Raw genomic sequence first — 16,289 nt, 5'->3', positions numbered from 1 at the left:
CGCTATTCCATGCGCTCGGGCAAATGGTCGTCCTCTGCGAGGTCGGAGAAGCGCGTGAACTCGCCCTGGAACAGCAGGTCAATGGTGCCGGTCGGGCCGTGCCGTTGCTTGGCGACGATCAGCTCGGCGCGGCCGCGCAGCCGCTCCATGTCCGCCTGCCAGGCGAAATACTCGTCGGTGCCTTCGCGCGGCTCGGTCTTGGACAGATAGTATTCCTCCCGGAACACGAACATCACCACGTCGGCGTCCTGCTCGATGGAGCCCGATTCACGCAAGTCGGAGAGCTGCGGGCGCTTGTCGTCGCGGCTCTCGACCTGACGGGAGAGCTGGGAGAGGGCGATGATCGGGACATTAAGCTCCTTGGCCAGCGCCTTGAGCCCGGTGGTGATTTCCGTGATCTCCTGCACACGGTTGGAGTTGCTGTTGCCGGACCCTGACAGGAGCTGGATATAGTCGACGATCAGCAGGTCGAGGCCGCGTTGGCGCTTGAGCCGCCGGGCGCGCGAAACCAGGTTGGCGATCGAGATGCCGCCGGTCTGATCGACGTAGAGCGGCACGGTCTGCATGTGCTGGGAGGCGGCGACGAGTTTCTCGAAATCCGCGTCGGAGATGTCGCCGCGACGGATCTTGCTCGACGAGATTTCGGTCTGCTCGGAAATGATACGGGTGGCGAGCTGTTCGGCCGACATTTCGAGCGAGAAGAACCCGACGATGCCTCCATCGACCGTTTTCATCGAGCCGTCCGGCTGTTCCTCGGCGCGGTAGGCGGACGCCACATTGTAGGCGATGTTGGTGGCCAGCGATGTCTTGCCCATGGCGGGGCGCCCGGCGAGCACGATCAGATCGGAATGCTGCAAGCCGCCCATCTGCGTGTCGACGCCACGCAGGCCGCTCGACAGACCCGACAGATGGCCCTCGCGCTGGTAGGCGGCGGCAGCCATGTCGATGGTCGCAGCGAGCGCATCACCGAACGTCGTGAAGCCGGCGCTGGCACTGCCGGTTTCCGCCAGCGCGAACAGGCGGCGTTCCGCGTCATCGATCTGGGCGCTCGGCGGCATGTCGATCGGCGCGTCGAACGCGATGTTGACCATGTCCTCACCGATGCGGATCAGGTTCCGGCGGACGGCCAGATCATAGATCGTACGGCCGTAGTCCTCGACGTTGATCACGGCGGTGGCGTCGGCGGCGAGCCGCAGCAGGTATTGGGTGGCGGAGAGGTCCGCGATCTTCGCGTCCGAGCCGAAAAACGTCTTCAAGGTGATCGGGGAGGCGATCTTGCCGGCGCGCACCAGCTTGCCGACCATCTCATAGATTTCCTGGTGCGGCGGCAGCAGGAAGTGCTCGGGGTCGAGGAAGTCCGAAACCCGGTAATAGGTCTCGTTGTTGACGAGAATCGCGCCCAGCAGCTGTCGTTCGGCTTCCGCGTTGTGCGGCGCCATGCGGGTTGCCGGTGTCGCCGGCACGATTTTCGGTGCGCTCGTGTTCATCGTCGTTCCCCAAGAGACGTTACCACCGGTTAACGTCGGAGACAGCCTCCCGGAAGCCTCGATCGGCAACAAAGTCGATGGGGACGATATTCATTTCCGAATCATGAGAGTCACGGGGAAAAACTGTCCCTCGACCTTGACTCTCGGGGTCGGCTAAAATGTGGCGATGGCGCCGGTTTGTTCCCAAAACAGGATCCTCTCGGAGCCGAATTCAGCGCTTTGCCGGCTGAGGTTATTCGCCCGCCAGGCGCAGCCTGTGGATGCCGTTCTCGCGCCGGCGCAGTTCCTCCTCGGCCTCCGCTATATAGGCGCGGGTCAGCGGCAGCGCCTCCTGATCCCGCACCAGCTGGATCTGGAAGACCATCATGTTCTGAAAGCGAAAGGCGGTCTCGGACGCCGCGAGATAAAATTCCCACATCCGGCAGAACTGTTCGTCATAAAGCGCCTCGGCTTCGTCGCGCCGCGCCATGAAGCGTTCCCGCCATGCCCTCAGCGTCTCGGCGTAGTGCAGACGGAGGATCTCGATGTCGGTGACCTTTAGACCCGCGCGCTCGATCGCCAGCAGGACCTCGGACAGGGCCGGGATGTAGCCGCCGGGGAAGATATAGCGATCAATCCACGGGTTGGTCGCTCCGGGTCCGTCCATGCGGCCGATGGAATGCAGGATCATCACGCCATCGGGCTCAAGCAGGTCGCGGCAGGTGTTGAAATACGCGTCGAAGTTGCCGATGCCGACGTGTTCGAACATGCCGACGGAGACGATCCTGTCAAAAGGTCCCTTTGTTGCGCGGTAGTCCTGCAGCTTGAAGCGGGCCTGACCGTCCAGTCCCAGTTCATGCGCCCGGGCGTTCGACACCTGGTGCTGCTCGGTCGACAGCGTCAGGCCGGTGACGTCAACACCGCCAATCTCGGCGAGGTAGAGGCCAAGGCCACCCCAGCCGGAGCCGATGTCGAGCACCTTCTGGCCGGATTTCAGGGCAAGTTTCGCAGCCAGGTGGCGCTTCTTTGCCAGTTGCGCGGTTTCCAGGTTGTCGCCGGGCCGCTCGAAATAGGCGCAGGAATACTGGCAGTCGGAATCGAGGAACAGGCGATACAGGCTTCCGTCGAGATCATAGTGATGCGCGACGTTCTTGCGGGACCGGACAAGCGTGTTGCGCTGACGCAGCCGCCGGGTAGCGATGCGGATGGCGTTCAGCAGACGCATCCACCAATAAACGGGCAGGCCCTTGGTGTTCTGCAGCACGACGGCGAGGAAATCGTAGATGCTGCCCTGGAGAACGTCGATGCGGCCGTGCATGAAGAGATCGCCGGCCTGGTATTCGGGATTGAGCAACAGCTTCCATTGCGCCGCCTGATCATTGAAGCGGATGGCGACCGGCTTTCCGGTTCCATCGCCGAAGGTCTGGATGACGGGCTGCTCTCCACCACCGGCCGACGCGAATTGAACGCGGAGCTGACCGCGGCGGATCACGCGCTCGAAGTTGTCAGCCACAAATTTCGCCATCGCTCATCTCCTGATCAGCGCCGCGCGCCGGGAGGAGGCGGGGCGGTAGAAAAAAAGACGTTGTCATCATTACCAAGAAATGGTGGCGCGAAAGCAGGCTCCGGTCAAGCATGCCGCTCCGCGAGCACAAGTGCGGCGGTGCGCGGGGGCACAAAAAAAGACGGCACCCAGTTGGGCGCCGTCTTCAATTTCACAAAGCGAGTTGAGTAAAATCAGCTCTCTTCAGCTTCTTCTTCAACCGATGCTTCAATTTCAAGATCGACTTCGCCGTCCGCGCCGTCTTCATCTTCGTCTTCGGGCTCGAATTCGAATGTGTCGTGATCGCGCTGCGTCAGGTCTTCGCCGCGCGCCTGGCGCTCGGCTTCGTCCGCGGAACGCGCCACGTTGACGTTGACGGTGACTTCGACTTCCGGATGCAGGCGTACGATAACGCCCGTCACGCCGATGGTCTTGATCGGGGTCGACAGATCGACCTGGCTGCGGGTCACGGAGAATCCGGCCGCATCCAGGTTTTCCGAGATGTCGCGGGTGGACACCGAGCCGTACAGCTGACCGGTTTCGCCGGCCGAGCGGATGATGGTGATGCCCAGGCCGTCGAGCTTGGTGGCAACGCCTTCGGCTTCCTGGCGACGTTCGAGATTGCGCGCCTCAAGCTGCACACGCTGGCTTTCAAAGCGCTCGTTGTTCGCCTTGGTGGCGCGCAGAGCCTTGCCCTGCGGCAACAGGAAGTTGCGTGCATAGCCATCGCGCACGCGGACGGTTTCGCCCATCTGGCCGAGTTTGGCGACGCGCTCGAGAAGAATAACTTGCATTGGTCTGGTCCTTGTACCGTCTGTCCCGCCGGGCGGCTGCCCGTGGCGGTTAGAGGCAGGTCACGGACGAATCCGGCTCTGTCTCAATCGGGGCCGGCGCCTGTGTGCCGCCGGCCTGAGTGCGTCCCGCCGATCCGGGAGGATCGGGACGGGAATGCAAACAGCGGGGCAGAGCCCCGCCGGATGCTTACTTGATGATGAACGGCAGCAGGCCGAGGAAGCGGGCGCGCTTGATGGCGCGAGCCAGTTCACGCTGCTTCTTCGCGGAAACCGCCGTGATGCGGCTCGGCACGATCTTGCCGCGCTCGGACACGTAGCGCTGCAGCAGCTTGATGTCCTTGTAATCGATCGCCGGCGAGTTCGCGCCAGAGAACGGGCAGGTCTTCCGGCGACGGAAGAACGGGCGGCGAGTCGGCAGTTGTGCGATATCGACCATTAGTTCGTCTCCCCGCTGGGTGCGTCGTTGTCGTGGCGGCGCGGGCCGCGGTCACCGCGGTCCGGACGATCACCGCGATCGGGACGGTCGCCACCAGGACGATCGCCGCGTTCGCGACGGCGACGGTCATCGCGATCGCGCTTCTGCATCATCGCGGACTGCTCTTCCTCGTGTGCTTCGACACGAAGCGTCAGAAAGCGCAGGATGTCTTCGTTGAGGCGCATCTGACGTTCCATCTCCGCGACCGCGGCGTGCGGGGCGTCGATGTTCATCAGCGTGTAATGCGCCTTGCGGTTCTTCTTGATCCGGTAGGTCAGCGTGCGCAGACCCCAGGTCTCGACCTTGCCGACGGATCCGCCGTTTTCGCTGAGAAGCGTCTTGTACTGCTCGACCAGTTGCTCGACCTGCTGCGGCGAGACGTCCTGGCGTGCCATGAACACGTGTTCGTAGAGGGCCATGTTTGCCTTTCCATATGACGTCGCCCCGGCGCGAAGCCTCTTCAAAGCCATGAGAAAGGCCCTGGAGATTGTCTTTGAGAGCGGAGACACAAGAAGTCGGATCCTTGTGGATCCTGCCCATGCAAACGCTCGCGCGTCGGCAAAAGCCTTCCGTTCAGCCACCGGCCGGGTATCGACAGAAGGCGCTTCTATACGGCATTGGCGCGCAAGTTCAACCGCAAAATGGCGATTTCCTATTGATAGTCGCGATGATATTCGCGCTGAGGTCTTGACAGCGGCGCACGTGGACGGCTCATAACGCGCGATGCCGCCAAGAGCCATCTTGGAGCCATGACACGCATCCCCGGCGCAAGACCGGGATCCGGAAACGCCAAAACGGGCCAGACAAGCGCATGACCATCGCATTCACATTTCCCGGCCAGGGCAGCCAGGCCGTCGGCATGGGCAAGGCGCTCGCCGACGCGTTCCCCGAGGCGCGCGCCGTGTTTCAGGAAGTCGATGACGCTCTGGGCAATCGCTGAGCGGCATCATGTGGGATGGTCCGGAGGATGCGCTGACGCTGACGGCGAACGCGCAGCCGGCGCTGATGGCGGTGAGCCTGGCGGCCATGCGGGTGCTGGAAGCCCGCGGGCTGGATCTCAAGGCCTCTGTTTCTTTCGTCGCCGGGCATTCGCTGGGTGAATATTCCGCGCTCGCCGCAGCCGGCAGCTTCAGCGTTTCCGACGCCGCGCGGCTGCTGCGCATTCGCGGACAGGCGATGCAGGAGGCCGTGCCGGTGGGGCAGGGCGCCATGGCGGCGCTTCTGGGGCTCGACATGGAGGCCGCGGCCGAGGTTGCGGCTGAAGCCGCGCAGGGCGACGTGTGCGAGGCGGCCAATGACAATGCTCCCGGCCAGGTGGTGATTTCGGGCCACAGGGCGGCGGTCGAGCGCGCGTTGGAGATCGCCAAGACGAAGGGCGCGCGCCGCGCGATTCTGCTTCCCGTGTCCGCACCGTTCCATTGCTCGCTGATGGCCCCGGCCGCCGACGCCATGGCCGAGGCGCTGGCGGGTATCGACCTGACGGCGCCGATGGTGCCGCTGGTGTGTAATGTGCTGGCCCGGCCGATCGAGGATCCGGCCGAGATCCGCAAGCGGCTAGTGGAGCAGGTCACCGGCACGGTGCGTTGGCGCGAGAGCGTCACGTGGCTTGCGGAAAACGGGGTCGGCACGGTGGTCGAGCTGGGCGCCGGCAAGGTTCTGTCCGGCATGGTCCGCCGCATCGCAAAGGATCTTGATTCGGCGGCTGTGAACGGCCCGGATGATATTGACGCGCTGATGCAGCGAATTGGCGGCTGACGCGGGCTCCCGTGCGCGGCGCGTCTTGCGCGGGGGCGCCACAGCGGACCGCCCGATAGTGCAATCGGGCTCCGATACCTACTCAAGAGGAAAGTCCATGTTTGATTTGACGGGAAAGACAGCGCTGGTAACCGGCGCGACCGGCGGCATCGGCGAGGCCATCGCGCGGGCGCTGCACGGGCGCGGCGCCACGGTGACCCTGTCGGGCACCCGTGTGGAGAAGCTGGAAGCGCTGGCCGCGGATCTCGGTGACCGCGTGCATGTGGTATCCGCGAATCTCGCCGACCGCGCCGATGTGGACGGCCTCGTGCCAGCGGCCGAGACGGCCATGGGCGGGCTGGATATTCTGGTCAACAATGCCGGCATCACCCGCGACAACCTGTTCATGCGGATGAAGGACGAGGATTGGGACCAGGTGCTCGAAGTCGACCTGACGTCGGTGTTCCGTCTGTCGCGCTCGGCGATCAAGGGCATGATGAAGCGCCGCCACGGCCGCATCATCAACATCACCTCGGTGGTTGGCGTTACCGGCAATCCCGGTCAGGTCAATTATTCCGCGGCCAAGGCGGGCCTGATCGGCATGACCAAATCGATCGCCCGCGAGGTCTCCTCGCGCAACATCACCGCGAACGCGGTCGCGCCCGGCTTCATCGAAACCGCGATGACCGATGTGCTGAACGAGAAGCAGCGTGAAACGATTCTGAAGAGCGTGCCTGCCGGGCGTCTCGGATCGAGCGACGAAATCGCTGCCGCCGTCGTCTATCTCGCCAGCAACGAGGCCGCGTATGTGACCGGCCAGACGTTGCATGTGAATGGGGGCATGGCAATGATATGATTGGAGAAATCCTCCAATCTCAAGGGGCCGCCGGACACCGTGTCAGGCCGGCCTTGCGCGACTGGTCAAGGTTGGGAAAGTATGGTACCAACCCGCCGGCCAATCAACGGGACCAATGTTGGACTGCGCCAGAGGCAAGTCGGTCCGGTGAATGAGCGCAATGGATGCACCGTCATCGGGTCTCACACACACGGGTCTGGAACGTACACTTCTGATTTCCTAAGTCGGGGATCATCCGCTAAACATGTATCTTGAAGACCACCAAGGAATTCCAAAATGAGCGATATCGCGGAACGGGTTAAGAAGATCGTCATCGAGCATCTCGGCGTTGAAGCCGAGAAAGTGACCGACAACGCCAGCTTCATCGACGATCTTGGCGCCGACAGCCTCGACAACGTTGAGCTGGTCATGGCTTTTGAAGAAGAGTTCGGCGTCGAAATCCCCGACGATGCCGCCGAGACGATCCAGACGGTTGGCGACGCCGTCAGCTTTCTCGAAAAGAACTCTGCATAACAATAATACAAGGTCGGGCGCACGGATTGTGTCCGGGCGCACCGGGAATGGTTGTCATGAGGCGTGTCGTCGTCACTGGTTTGGGTATGGTCTCGCCGCTTGCAAACGGCGTGGAGGCCACCTGGTCACGAATCCTGGAAGGGCGGAGCGGAGCCGCAAAAGTCGAATCATGCGAGGTTTCGGATCTCGCGTGTCAGATTGCGTGCGAAGTTCCTCGTGGCGACGGCACCGACGGGACGTTCAATCCCGACGCCATCATGCCGGTCAAGGAACAGCGCAAGGTCGATGATTTCATCATCTACGCTGTTGCCGCGGCCGACGAGGCTCTGGCCGATGCGAACTGGAAGCCGGAGGAATACGAAGATCAAATTCGTACCGGCGTCCTCATCGGGTCCGGAATCGGTGGTCTCCTGGGCATCGAGGAAGCGGCGCATACCCTCAAGGAAAAGGGGCCGCGCCGCATCAGCCCATTTTTCATTCCGGGCCGTCTGATCAATCTGGCGTCGGGTCATGTGTCCATCCGGCACGGACTCAAGGGCCCGAACCACGCCGTGGTAACGGCATGCTCCACCGGCGCCCACGCCGTGGGCGACGCCGCGCGGCTGATCGGCTACGGCGACGCTGACGTGATGGTCGCAGGCGGTGCGGAATCCCCGATTGGACGATTGGCGCTTGCGGGCTTCGCCGCCTGCCGCGCGCTGTCGACCGGTTTCAACGACGATCCAGCCCGCGGTTCGCGCCCCTATGACAAGGACCGCGACGGTTTCGTCATGGGCGAGGGCGCCGGCGTTGTCGTTCTTGAAGAATACGAACACGCCAAGGCGCGCGGCGCGAAGATCTATGCCGAGGTCATCGGCTACGGTCTCTCGGGCGATGCCTATCATATCACCGCACCCGCCGAAGACGGCGACGGCGCGTTCCGCTGCATGTCCGCGGCACTGAATCGCGCCGGCATCGAGCCGTCCCAGATCGACTATGTCAACGCGCACGGCACATCCACACCTTTGGGTGACGAGATCGAATTGCGCGCCGTGACCCGCCTGATGGGCGATGCGGTCTCCAAGCTGACAATGTCCTCGACCAAATCGTCGATCGGCCATCTGCTGGGTGCCGCCGGCGCGGTCGAAACGATTTTCTCGGTTCTCGCCATTCGCGACAATGTCGCGCCGCCGACGATCAATCTCGACAATCCGTCGGTCGAAACCGAGATTGATCTGGTGCCACACACAGCGAAGCCGAAGCAGATCGACATCGCCTTGTCGAACTCCTTCGGTTTCGGCGGCACGAACGCTTCGCTGGTGTTCCGCCGCGTGACCGACTAGCAGTCCACACCCCGGTTTGCGTTCCGGCGGGTTCGCCTGAACGCGGATGCGATGGCTCCAAGCCTCGGCCGCTGCCGAAACTTCTTTCGGCGACCGGCGGAGGCTGGTACCGTGGCTTGCGTTTTGACGCCGACTCTCGCGGTTTCGCCATATTCATCAGGCACATCGGCGGGCGGCACAGGAACCGCTCATCGACTTCAAGACGGAACGACTGCGAGCACCATGCAGGACACGGATCAAGCCGCCAAAGCGAGCAACGACGACGAAGCCGCCGCACCGCCGCGGGTGGCTCCCAAGAGCCCGCGCGAGGCCATTCAGCCAGACAATGTTCCCGGTCCGCCGGCGCGCTCGCGTCACGTGCGCAATCCTGTCGTGGTGTTCATCAACTTCCTGTTAACGCTCACCATTCTGACGATGGTCGTGCTCGGCGGCCTGATCTACTGGGGCAAAATCGAGTTCGACCGCGAAGGTCCGCTCGCCCAGGACCGCACCATCATCATTCCCTCCGGAGCCAGCCTGAGCGCCATAGCGCGTGTGCTCGAGCGCCAGGGCGTCATCGAGCGGCCATGGATTTTTGAGGGCGCCGTGCGCGCCTACAAGATGGCGCCGCGCCTGCAGGCGGGCGAATATCTGTTCCCGGCGCATATCTCCATGCGCGAGGCGATGCAGATGATGGTGCAGGGCAAGGCGGTGTTTCATTCCGTGACGATTCCCGAAGGCTGGACCAGCGCCCAGATCGTCGAGCGGCTCAACGAGGATCCGATCCTGATCGGCGAACTGCGCGAGGTCCCGCCGGAAGGCGCGCTGCTGCCGGAGACCTACAATTTCACCCGCGGCATGACCCGGGCCGAAATGATCGAGAAAATGCGCAGGGCCCAGGATGCCGCACTCAAGGAGATTTGGGAACGACGCGACGACAATCTGCCGGTGAAGACGCCGGAGGAACTGGTGATCCTGGCGTCCATCGTCGAGAAGGAAACCGGCAAGGCCGACGAGCGCCCGCGTGTCGCCGGAGTGTTCGTCAACCGGCTGCAGAGCGGCTGGAAGCTGGAGTCCGATCCGACGATCATCTATGGGCTTTATGGCGGCAAGGCGTGGCAGCGATCGCGCAGCATCCTGCGTAGCGAGAAGAACGCGCCCAACCGCTACAACACCTACCAGATCCAGGGCCTGCCGCCCGGGCCGATCGCCAACCCGGGGCGCAAGGCCATGGAAGCGGTCGCCAATCCCTCGCGCACCAAGGATTTCTTCTTCGTCGCGGACGGCACCGGCGGGCATGTCTTCGCCGAGACGCTGGACCAGCACAATCGCAACGTGAAGCGCTGGCGTGAGGTGGAACGCGCCAATCATGAGGCCCAGAAGAAGGCCGACGAAGAGGCAGCCAGCGGCAACGCGTCGCCCGGCGAGTGACGCCGAAGCCGAGGCGGCGAAACGCGCAAGCGTCCCCAAGTGTTTCGCCAGTGCTGCTTGAGCCTGCCCGGGCGCGACGATAAGCTCGCCGCCAATTCTTGCATCCGATCCGGCGCCGGGGCAGGGCCGCCAGACATATGGGAAACTCCGCGCATGACCCGACCGCTCGCCAGCATGACGGGATTCGCCCGCACCGATGGCGCCCATGGCGCGGTCCGCTGGACATGGGAACTGCGCTCGGTGAACGGCAAGGGACTGGATATCCGCCTGCGCTTGCCGAACGGCTTCGACTCGCTTGAGGTTCCCCTTCGCAAGCGCTTTGGCGAGAAGCTGGTGCGCGGCAACATTTCGGTGACATTGACGGTGCAGCGTGAGGCGGGCCAGAGCGCGCTGGTGGTCAACGAGCAGGTTCTGGAAAGCGTCATTGCGGCGATGCGCGCGGTTGGCGAGCGCATCCAGGCGTCGCCCCCGACGCTCGACGGGATCCTCGCCTTTCGCGGCGTTCTGGACGTTCAGGAGATCAGCGACACCGAAGAGGAACGGGACGCCCAGAGGCAGGCGGCGCTCGCGAGCTTTGACGAGGCGCTGGACGGACTGGTGGCGATGCGGGCGCGCGAGGGCGCGGCGATTGCCGAGGTTCTGCGCGGCCACGTCGACCGGATCGCCGCGCTGACCGAAGAAGCCGAGCGCTGTCCGGCGCATCAGCCCCAGGCGATCCTGGCGCGGCTCGAGGCGCAGGTGCGCGGCCTGACCGATCATTTCTCCGACTTTGACCCGCAGCGGTTGCACCAGGAAGCGGTGTTGCTGGCGACCAAGGCGGACATCCGCGAGGAACTGGACCGGCTGGCGGCGCATGTGGAGGCGGCCCGTGCGTTGCTCGACGGCGGCGGCGCTGTGGGCCGCAAGCTCGACTTCCTCGCGCAGGAATTCAACCGCGAAACCAACACTTTGTGCTCCAAGTCCAACGACAAGGATCTGACCGCGATCGGCCTCGAGCTTAAAGCCGTGGTCGACCGGTTGCGCGAGCAGATACAGAATTTGGAGTAGGCGTCTCATGACCAGCGATACCAAGGCGGGAACCGCGCGGCGCGGCCTGATGTTCGTGCTTTCCTCGCCATCGGGCGCTGGCAAGTCGACCATTTCACGGGCGCTGCTGAAGGATCCTGAGATTGTTCTGTCGGTCTCGGTCACGACGCGCGAGCGGCGGCCCAGCGAGATCGACGGCGTGCACTACAAGTTCATTTCGGTTCGGCAGTTCCAGGCACTTCGGGACCAGAACGAACTGCTTGAATGGGCGGTTGTGCACGGCAATTTCTACGGCACGCCCTGTGGCCCGGTCGAGGACGCGCTGGCCGACGGTCGCGACGTGCTCTTCGACATCGACTACCAGGGAACCCAGCAGCTCAGCGAGGCGGCGCGGGTCGACGTGGTCTCTGTCTTCATCCTGCCGCCGTCGATGGCGGAGTTGCGCGCGCGCCTCGAACGCCGCGCCGAGGACAGCGACGCGGTGATCGCCGAGCGGCTTGAGAACGCCCATGAGGAAATCGATCACTGGGACGAGTACGATTACGTGCTGATCAATGACAACCTCGACGAAACATTCCACAAGGTTGAAAGCATCCTTGCGGCCGAACGCCTGCGCCGCGAGCGGTCCGTCGGCCTGGGCCAGTTCATCGAGCGGCTGAAGGCGGAACGGTAGACGCACAATTTGCGGCCCTGACAGCGATGACGTGTCGCCGGCTCCGTCGGGGTACCTTCAGCCGGCCTCGGTCATCTGCCTGAGCTTTTCAACCGTGTTCCAGTTGCGCACGGTGATCTCGGTGCCAAGCGCCGTTTCAATCCGCCGGGTGGTCAGCTTCGATCGGCCCATGCCGTCGGGATAGACCATGAACAGTGCGCGGTCGCCGAGTTCCAGTCTTTCGGGGCCGGCATAGCCTTCGCGAAGCGTCTCGAAAGCCTCCCGCGAGACCGCTGATTTCAGGACACCGAGCTGCATCTTCGCGGGATCGGCCGCCGCTTCCCGCCTGAATGGGTTGGCGCCGATGAGGCCGCGCCATTCGGCGGCCGTGCGCAGCATCACCGCGACGTCGAGGCCGAAGCCGTCGCGGATCAGCCGTTCGATTTCCGCCTCATGCGCCGAGGCGCCACCGTCAGCGGATACCGTCAGATTGCCGCTGCGCAGGTGGCTCGTCACGGGCCCAAAGCCGTGCTCTGCAAGCCGGGCGCACAGCGGCTTCATGGCGATCTGGTTGGCACTGCCGACGTTGACGGCCCGCAATAACGCGACGCAGCGCATCACAACGATGCCGCCTTCTTGGCGCGTTCGAGCGCGCGGGCGCGGGCCTTGACGAAGTCGACGAAGACCCGCAGCTTCGGAGCGATCGTCGCGCGGTTGGGGAAATACATGTAGAGCCCTGGCTCTTCCTCGCAGAATTCGTCGAGGACCGAGATGAGCCGGCCGTCGGCAAGCGCCTCGCTGACCAGCGAGCGATAGAGATAGGCAAGGCCAATGCCGTCGAGCGCGCCGCGCAGGATCAGGCTGACGTCATTGACGATGAGTGGGCCGTTGACGGCGATCTCGACGGCCTTCCCATCGCGCATGAACTCCCAGCGATAGAGGCCGCCGCTGCTCATCAGGCGGATACCCAGGCACTTGTGCCGGGCCAGATCCTCGATCCGCTCTGGCCTGCCGTATCGCTGGAAGTAGCCCGGTGTACCGACGATCACCGGTGTCTTGGTGCCGGTCAGCCGGACCGCGACCATATCCGCGTCGATCATCGAGCCGAGGCGGATGCCCGCGTCAAAACCGGTCTCGACGATGTCCACCAGCTTGTCGTCGAGGGAGATCTCCAGCTCGATGTCTGGGTAGGCGGCGTGGAAGTCCGCCATGATCGGCTCGATCAGGTAGCTGCCGGCAATCCGCGGCATGGTCACCCGCAGGCGGCCGGCTGGGCGGTCCGCCTGATCCTGCACGAGATCCAGCGCCTCGACGATCTCGGCCGCCGCAGGGGCCGCGCGCTCCACAAGCCGCTGCCCGGCCTCGGTCAGCTTGACGCTGCGCGTGGTGCGGTGGAACAGCGGCGTCCCAAGCCGTTCCTCCAGTTGCCGGATGCTCTGGCTGACGGCGGGCGCAGACACGCCGAGCCGCGCGGCGGCGATGGAAAAGCTGCGGTGCTGCGCCACCACGAGGAACATGGTCAGGCCGTCAAAGGCGTTCCGCTGCATTCATAAGCTCCGCTTAATGGTGCATTACAATTATCGGATATTCACTAATCCCGCCAGCGTCCCATTTCTCTATTCGGGAGAAGGACCGGACGGACGGCCCTCCCTGCGCATTTTTGCAAATCACGCGCTGGTGTCCTTGGCGGCGCCGGCGCAGACGCGCGAGGGAACGATTATGTTTACTGTCAAAATCAATGGAACCGAGCATCAGGTGGATGCCGACGGCGATACGCCCATGTTGTGGGTTCTGCGTGACGAGCTTGGGCTCACGGGGACCAAATTCGGCTGCGGGATCGCTTCCTGTGGCGCCTGCACGGTGCATGTCGACGGAACGCCGACGCGGTCATGCCAGTTCGCGCTGGAAGATGCCGCAGGCGTCGAGATCACCACCATCGAGCATCTGACAGCGCCGGACTCTACGGAACGGGTCGCCACAGCGGTGCGTGACGCCTGGCGCGAACTGGACGTGGTGCAATGCGGCTACTGCCAGTCGGGCCAGATTATGCAGGCCATCGGCCTGCTGAGCGAGAACGCCAAGCCGAGCGACGAGGATATCACCGACTATATGGACGGCAACGTCTGCCGCTGCGGCACCTATGGGCGCATCCGCGCCGCTATTCTCAAAGCGTCCGCGACGCTGGAGGGCTAAGCCATGACACTTCACATCAATCCGTCCCGCCGCCAGTTCCTGGGCGGCAGCGCCGCGCTCGGGCTGGCGCTCGTCGTCGGTATTCGTGCCGATGGTTCGGCCATCGCCGCGACCGACGCGGACCTCGTGCCCAATCCGTTCGTGAAGATTGCGGCCGACAACACGGTCACCGTCATTGCCCGGAATTTCGAGATGGGGCAGGGCACCACCACCGGATTTGCGACGCTGGTCGCCGAGGAGCTTGACGCCGACTGGGATCAGGTGGTGACCGAACAGGCGCCGGCCGATGTCACCAAATACAAAAACCCCGCCTTCGGGATGCAGGGCACGGGCGGCTCCACCGCCATGGCCTCGTCCTATCTCGACTATCGCAAGGCGGGAGCCGCGGCCCGCGACCTATTGGTGCGCGCGGCCGCATCCGACTGGGGCGTTCCGGCGTCGGAAATCACGGTCGCAAAAGGCGTTGTGGCGCATTCTTCATCCGGCAAATCCGCGCCCTTCGGCGCGCTCGTTGCCCGTGCCGCGAGCCTTGATGCGGCGGAGGACCTGCCGCTGAAGCAGCCCGAAGCCTTCACGCTGATCGGCCAGACGATTCCGCGCAAGGATTCCGCCGCCAAGACCGACGGCACCGCCACCTTTGCTCTCGACGTGAAGATCGACGGCATGGTCTACGCGGTCATCGCGCGGCCGCAACGCTTCGGCGCGACCGTGGCATCCGTCGACGACAGCGCCGCGCGGGCGGTCAACGGCGTGATCGACGTGAAGACGGCGGCTTCGGGCGTCGTGGTCTACGCCAAGTCGACCTGGGCGGCGATCAAGGGCCGCAATGCGCTGAGCATCGAATGGGATGACAGCAAGGCGGAAACCCGCGGCACCGACGAGATGTACGCCGAGTACGAAGCGATGCTCGATGAGCAGGGGCTGACCGCGCGCACCGAAGGCGATGCGGCGGACGCGTTCGCGAAGTCGGCAAAGACCGTGTCGGCCGATTTCCGCTTTCCCTATCTGGCGCACGCGCCGATGGAGCCCCTCAACTGCGTTCTCAAATATGATGAGAATGGCGCGGAAATCTGGGCCGGAGCGCAGTTCCAGACCGTGGAGCAGAATGTCGTCGCCCATGTTCTGGGGCTGAAGCCGGAACAGGTTCAGATCCACACCCAGTATGCCGGCGGCAGCTTTGGGCGCCGCGCCACGCCCACCGCGGACTACATGGCGGAAGCCGCCATGGCGGCCAAGGCGATCGGGACGGCGACGCCGGTCAAGCTCGTCTGGACCCGCGAGGACGACATCAAGGGCGGATACTACCGGCCGCTCTATGTCCATCGCATCGAGGCGGGCCTGGATGAGGAAGGCAAGCCGGTCGCCTGGCGGCACCGAATCGTCGGCCAGTCGATCATGTCGGGCACGATCATGGAGAAATTCATGGTCAAGGACGGGATCGACGGCACGTCGGTGGAGGGCGCATCCAACCTGCCCTATGCGATCCCCAATCTTGCGGTGGAACTGAAGACCGCGGCCTCGCCGGTGCCGGTGCTTTGGTGGCGCTCGGTCGGCAGCACGCATACCGCGTTCTCCACCGAGATCATGATCGACAGGTTGGCGCGCGAAGCGGGCCGTGACCCGGTCGACTTCCGGCTGGAGCTGCTGGCGCATCATCCGCGCCACGCCAATGTGCTCAAGCTGGCGGCGGAGAAGGCGGACTGGTCCAAGCCGCTGCCGGAAGGCTGGGGCAGGGCATCGCTGTGCACGAGAGCTTCAACAGCTATGTGGCCGAGGTTGTCGAGGTGTCCAGCGACGCCGACGGCGCGATCAGGATCGAACGCGTGGTCGCCGCGGTGGATTGCGGCATCGCCATCAATCCGGACGTTATCCGCGCCCAGGTGGAAGGCGGCGTGACGTTTGCGCTCGGTGCGGTCATGCGCGATGCCATCACCCTGGATGGCGGCGTGGTCAATCAGTCGAACTTCCCCGATTACGAGCCGATCCGCATGTCCGATACGCCGCCGGTTGAGGTGCATATCGTGGCAAGCGCGGAAGCGCCTACGGGCATCGGCGAACCCGGTGTGCCGCCCGCGGGACCGGCCCTGGCGCTGGCGATCGAGAACGCCACGGGCACGCTCGTGACCAGGCTGCCGCTCTCGGAAAACGGCGTCAGCTTCGCCTGATCCGGGTCTCCCGACCGCAAGGGCCCGTCGCGCGCAAGCGCGGCGGGCTTTTTCATGTGTCCGCGCGAACAGAACCATGATCGGTCCATTGTGAAACCGGCTGGAATTGTCGTCGCGCTCTGCTTGCCGCCGCCGCGCCA

16 protein-coding genes and 1 pseudogene are annotated in these 16,289 nt (G+C 64.1%); 10 read left to right on the top strand and 7 right to left on the bottom strand.

Features of this window, described 5'->3' with window-relative positions:
* Positions 1–2: 2 nt before the first annotated feature.
* From D1F64_RS12395 to rpsF, 5 genes are all read right to left on the bottom strand, one after another.
* Positions 3–1,487 carry a replicative DNA helicase gene (locus D1F64_RS12395; protein ID WP_117412704.1) on the bottom strand — a complete coding sequence of 495 codons (1,485 nt, stop codon included), beginning with the start codon at positions 1,485–1,487 and terminating at the stop codon, positions 3–5.
* Between the two features lie 232 nt (positions 1,488–1,719).
* A complete protein-coding gene (locus tag D1F64_RS12390) occupies positions 1,720–2,991 on the bottom strand; it encodes a cyclopropane-fatty-acyl-phospholipid synthase family protein (protein ID WP_117412703.1) in 1,272 nt (423 codons plus the stop codon).
* A 212-nt stretch (positions 2,992–3,203) separates the two neighbouring features.
* The gene (gene rplI / locus D1F64_RS12385; RefSeq protein ID WP_117412702.1) at positions 3,204–3,803 is read right to left on the bottom strand and encodes a 50S ribosomal protein L9; all 600 of its coding nucleotides are present in this window, start codon (positions 3,801–3,803) and stop codon (positions 3,204–3,206) included.
* 187 nt (positions 3,804–3,990) lie between these two features.
* Positions 3,991–4,239 carry a 30S ribosomal protein S18 gene (rpsR, locus tag D1F64_RS12380; RefSeq protein ID WP_117412701.1) on the bottom strand — a complete coding sequence of 83 codons (249 nt, stop codon included), beginning with the start codon at positions 4,237–4,239 and terminating at the stop codon, positions 3,991–3,993.
* Entirely contained in the window at positions 4,239–4,697 is a 459-nt protein-coding gene (gene rpsF, locus D1F64_RS12375) for a 30S ribosomal protein S6 (protein WP_117412700.1), read from the bottom strand. Before rpsF ends, rpsR begins: the two co-directional genes overlap by 1 nt.
* A gap of 392 nt (positions 4,698–5,089) precedes the next feature.
* Between rpsF and fabD the strand changes: the two are divergent.
* The 7 genes and pseudogenes from fabD to gmk all read left to right on the top strand — a co-directional run bounded on the left by fabD (position 5,090) and on the right by gmk (position 11,812).
* A pseudogene (gene fabD, locus D1F64_RS12370) lies at positions 5,090–6,033 on the top strand (ACP S-malonyltransferase).
* 97 nt (positions 6,034–6,130) lie between these two features.
* Positions 6,131–6,868 (top strand): 3-oxoacyl-[acyl-carrier-protein] reductase, encoded by a 738-nt coding sequence (gene fabG, locus D1F64_RS12365; RefSeq protein ID WP_117412699.1) that lies wholly within the window; start codon positions 6,131–6,133, stop codon positions 6,866–6,868.
* A 276-nt stretch (positions 6,869–7,144) separates the two neighbouring features.
* Entirely contained in the window at positions 7,145–7,381 is a 237-nt protein-coding gene (locus D1F64_RS12360) for an acyl carrier protein (RefSeq protein ID WP_117412698.1), read from the top strand.
* A 56-nt stretch (positions 7,382–7,437) separates the two neighbouring features.
* Entirely contained in the window at positions 7,438–8,703 is a 1,266-nt protein-coding gene (fabF, locus tag D1F64_RS12355) for a beta-ketoacyl-ACP synthase II (RefSeq protein ID WP_117414576.1), read from the top strand.
* 222 nt (positions 8,704–8,925) lie between these two features.
* Entirely contained in the window at positions 8,926–10,113 is a 1,188-nt protein-coding gene (mltG, locus tag D1F64_RS12350; protein WP_117412697.1) for an endolytic transglycosylase MltG, read from the top strand.
* Positions 10,114–10,266: 153 nt separating this feature from the next.
* A complete protein-coding gene (locus D1F64_RS12345; RefSeq protein WP_248304445.1) occupies positions 10,267–11,160 on the top strand; it encodes a YicC/YloC family endoribonuclease in 894 nt (297 codons plus the stop codon).
* Between the two features lie 7 nt (positions 11,161–11,167).
* Positions 11,168–11,812, top strand: coding sequence for a guanylate kinase (gene gmk / locus D1F64_RS12340; protein ID WP_117412696.1), 645 nt, complete (start codon positions 11,168–11,170; stop codon positions 11,810–11,812).
* Between the two features lie 57 nt (positions 11,813–11,869).
* On the opposite strand, the gene D1F64_RS12335 is transcribed toward gmk, so the two are convergent.
* Both D1F64_RS12335 and D1F64_RS12330 read right to left on the bottom strand, forming a co-directional pair.
* Complete coding sequence (locus D1F64_RS12335) at positions 11,870–12,409, bottom strand: DUF1697 domain-containing protein (RefSeq protein ID WP_117412695.1); 540 nt, start codon at positions 12,407–12,409, stop codon at positions 11,870–11,872.
* On the bottom strand, positions 12,409–13,338 hold the full coding sequence (locus tag D1F64_RS12330) for a LysR family transcriptional regulator (protein WP_117412694.1): 930 nt from the start codon (positions 13,336–13,338) through the stop codon (positions 12,409–12,411). The genes D1F64_RS12335 and D1F64_RS12330 overlap by 1 nt, the downstream gene beginning before the upstream one ends.
* Before the next feature lie 172 nt (positions 13,339–13,510).
* Here D1F64_RS12330 and D1F64_RS12325 point away from each other — a divergent pair, with 172 nt between their 5' ends.
* The 3 genes from D1F64_RS12325 to D1F64_RS24600 are packed head-to-tail and all read left to right on the top strand — an operon-like array spanning position 13,511 to position 16,149.
* Complete coding sequence (locus D1F64_RS12325; RefSeq protein WP_162901513.1) at positions 13,511–13,984, top strand: (2Fe-2S)-binding protein; 474 nt, start codon at positions 13,511–13,513, stop codon at positions 13,982–13,984.
* 3 nt (positions 13,985–13,987) lie between these two features.
* Entirely contained in the window at positions 13,988–15,880 is a 1,893-nt protein-coding gene (locus tag D1F64_RS12320; protein WP_248304444.1) for a molybdopterin cofactor-binding domain-containing protein, read from the top strand.
* A complete protein-coding gene (locus D1F64_RS24600; RefSeq protein ID WP_248304443.1) occupies positions 15,769–16,149 on the top strand; it encodes a molybdopterin cofactor-binding domain-containing protein in 381 nt (126 codons plus the stop codon). The genes D1F64_RS12320 and D1F64_RS24600 overlap by 112 nt, the downstream gene beginning before the upstream one ends.
* Positions 16,150–16,289: the final 140 nt, after the last annotated feature.

The organism is Breoghania sp. L-A4 (assembly GCF_003432385.1).
Classification (GTDB): Bacteria; Pseudomonadota; Alphaproteobacteria; order Rhizobiales; family Stappiaceae; genus Breoghania.
The sequence above is the reverse complement of the archived record's forward strand: the minus strand, read 5'-3'. Positions and strand labels throughout refer to the sequence as shown.

Coding starts and splice junctions, on each gene's coding strand:
- rplI (WP_117412702.1), bottom strand. CDS start 3,803: ATGCAAGTTATTCTTCTCGAGCGCGTCGCCAAACTCGGCCAGATGGGC.
- D1F64_RS12345 (WP_248304445.1), top strand. CDS start 10,267: ATGACCCGACCGCTCGCCAGCATGACGGGATTCGCCCGCACCGATGGC.
- fabF (WP_117414576.1), top strand. CDS start 7,438: ATGAGGCGTGTCGTCGTCACTGGTTTGGGTATGGTCTCGCCGCTTGCA.
- gmk (WP_117412696.1), top strand. CDS start 11,168: ATGACCAGCGATACCAAGGCGGGAACCGCGCGGCGCGGCCTGATGTTC.
- rpsF (WP_117412700.1), bottom strand. CDS start 4,697: ATGGCCCTCTACGAACACGTGTTCATGGCACGCCAGGACGTCTCGCCG.
- D1F64_RS12325 (WP_162901513.1), top strand. CDS start 13,511: ATGTTTACTGTCAAAATCAATGGAACCGAGCATCAGGTGGATGCCGAC.
- D1F64_RS12320 (WP_248304444.1), top strand. CDS start 13,988: ATGACACTTCACATCAATCCGTCCCGCCGCCAGTTCCTGGGCGGCAGC.
- D1F64_RS12335 (WP_117412695.1), bottom strand. CDS start 12,409: ATGCGCTGCGTCGCGTTATTGCGGGCCGTCAACGTCGGCAGTGCCAAC.
- D1F64_RS12390 (WP_117412703.1), bottom strand. CDS start 2,991: ATGGCGAAATTTGTGGCTGACAACTTCGAGCGCGTGATCCGCCGCGGT.
- D1F64_RS12360 (WP_117412698.1), top strand. CDS start 7,145: ATGAGCGATATCGCGGAACGGGTTAAGAAGATCGTCATCGAGCATCTC.
- D1F64_RS12395 (WP_117412704.1), bottom strand. CDS start 1,487: ATGAACACGAGCGCACCGAAAATCGTGCCGGCGACACCGGCAACCCGC.
- D1F64_RS12330 (WP_117412694.1), bottom strand. CDS start 13,338: ATGCAGCGGAACGCCTTTGACGGCCTGACCATGTTCCTCGTGGTGGCG.
- fabG (WP_117412699.1), top strand. CDS start 6,131: ATGTTTGATTTGACGGGAAAGACAGCGCTGGTAACCGGCGCGACCGGC.
- rpsR (WP_117412701.1), bottom strand. CDS start 4,239: ATGGTCGATATCGCACAACTGCCGACTCGCCGCCCGTTCTTCCGTCGC.
- mltG (WP_117412697.1), top strand. CDS start 8,926: ATGCAGGACACGGATCAAGCCGCCAAAGCGAGCAACGACGACGAAGCC.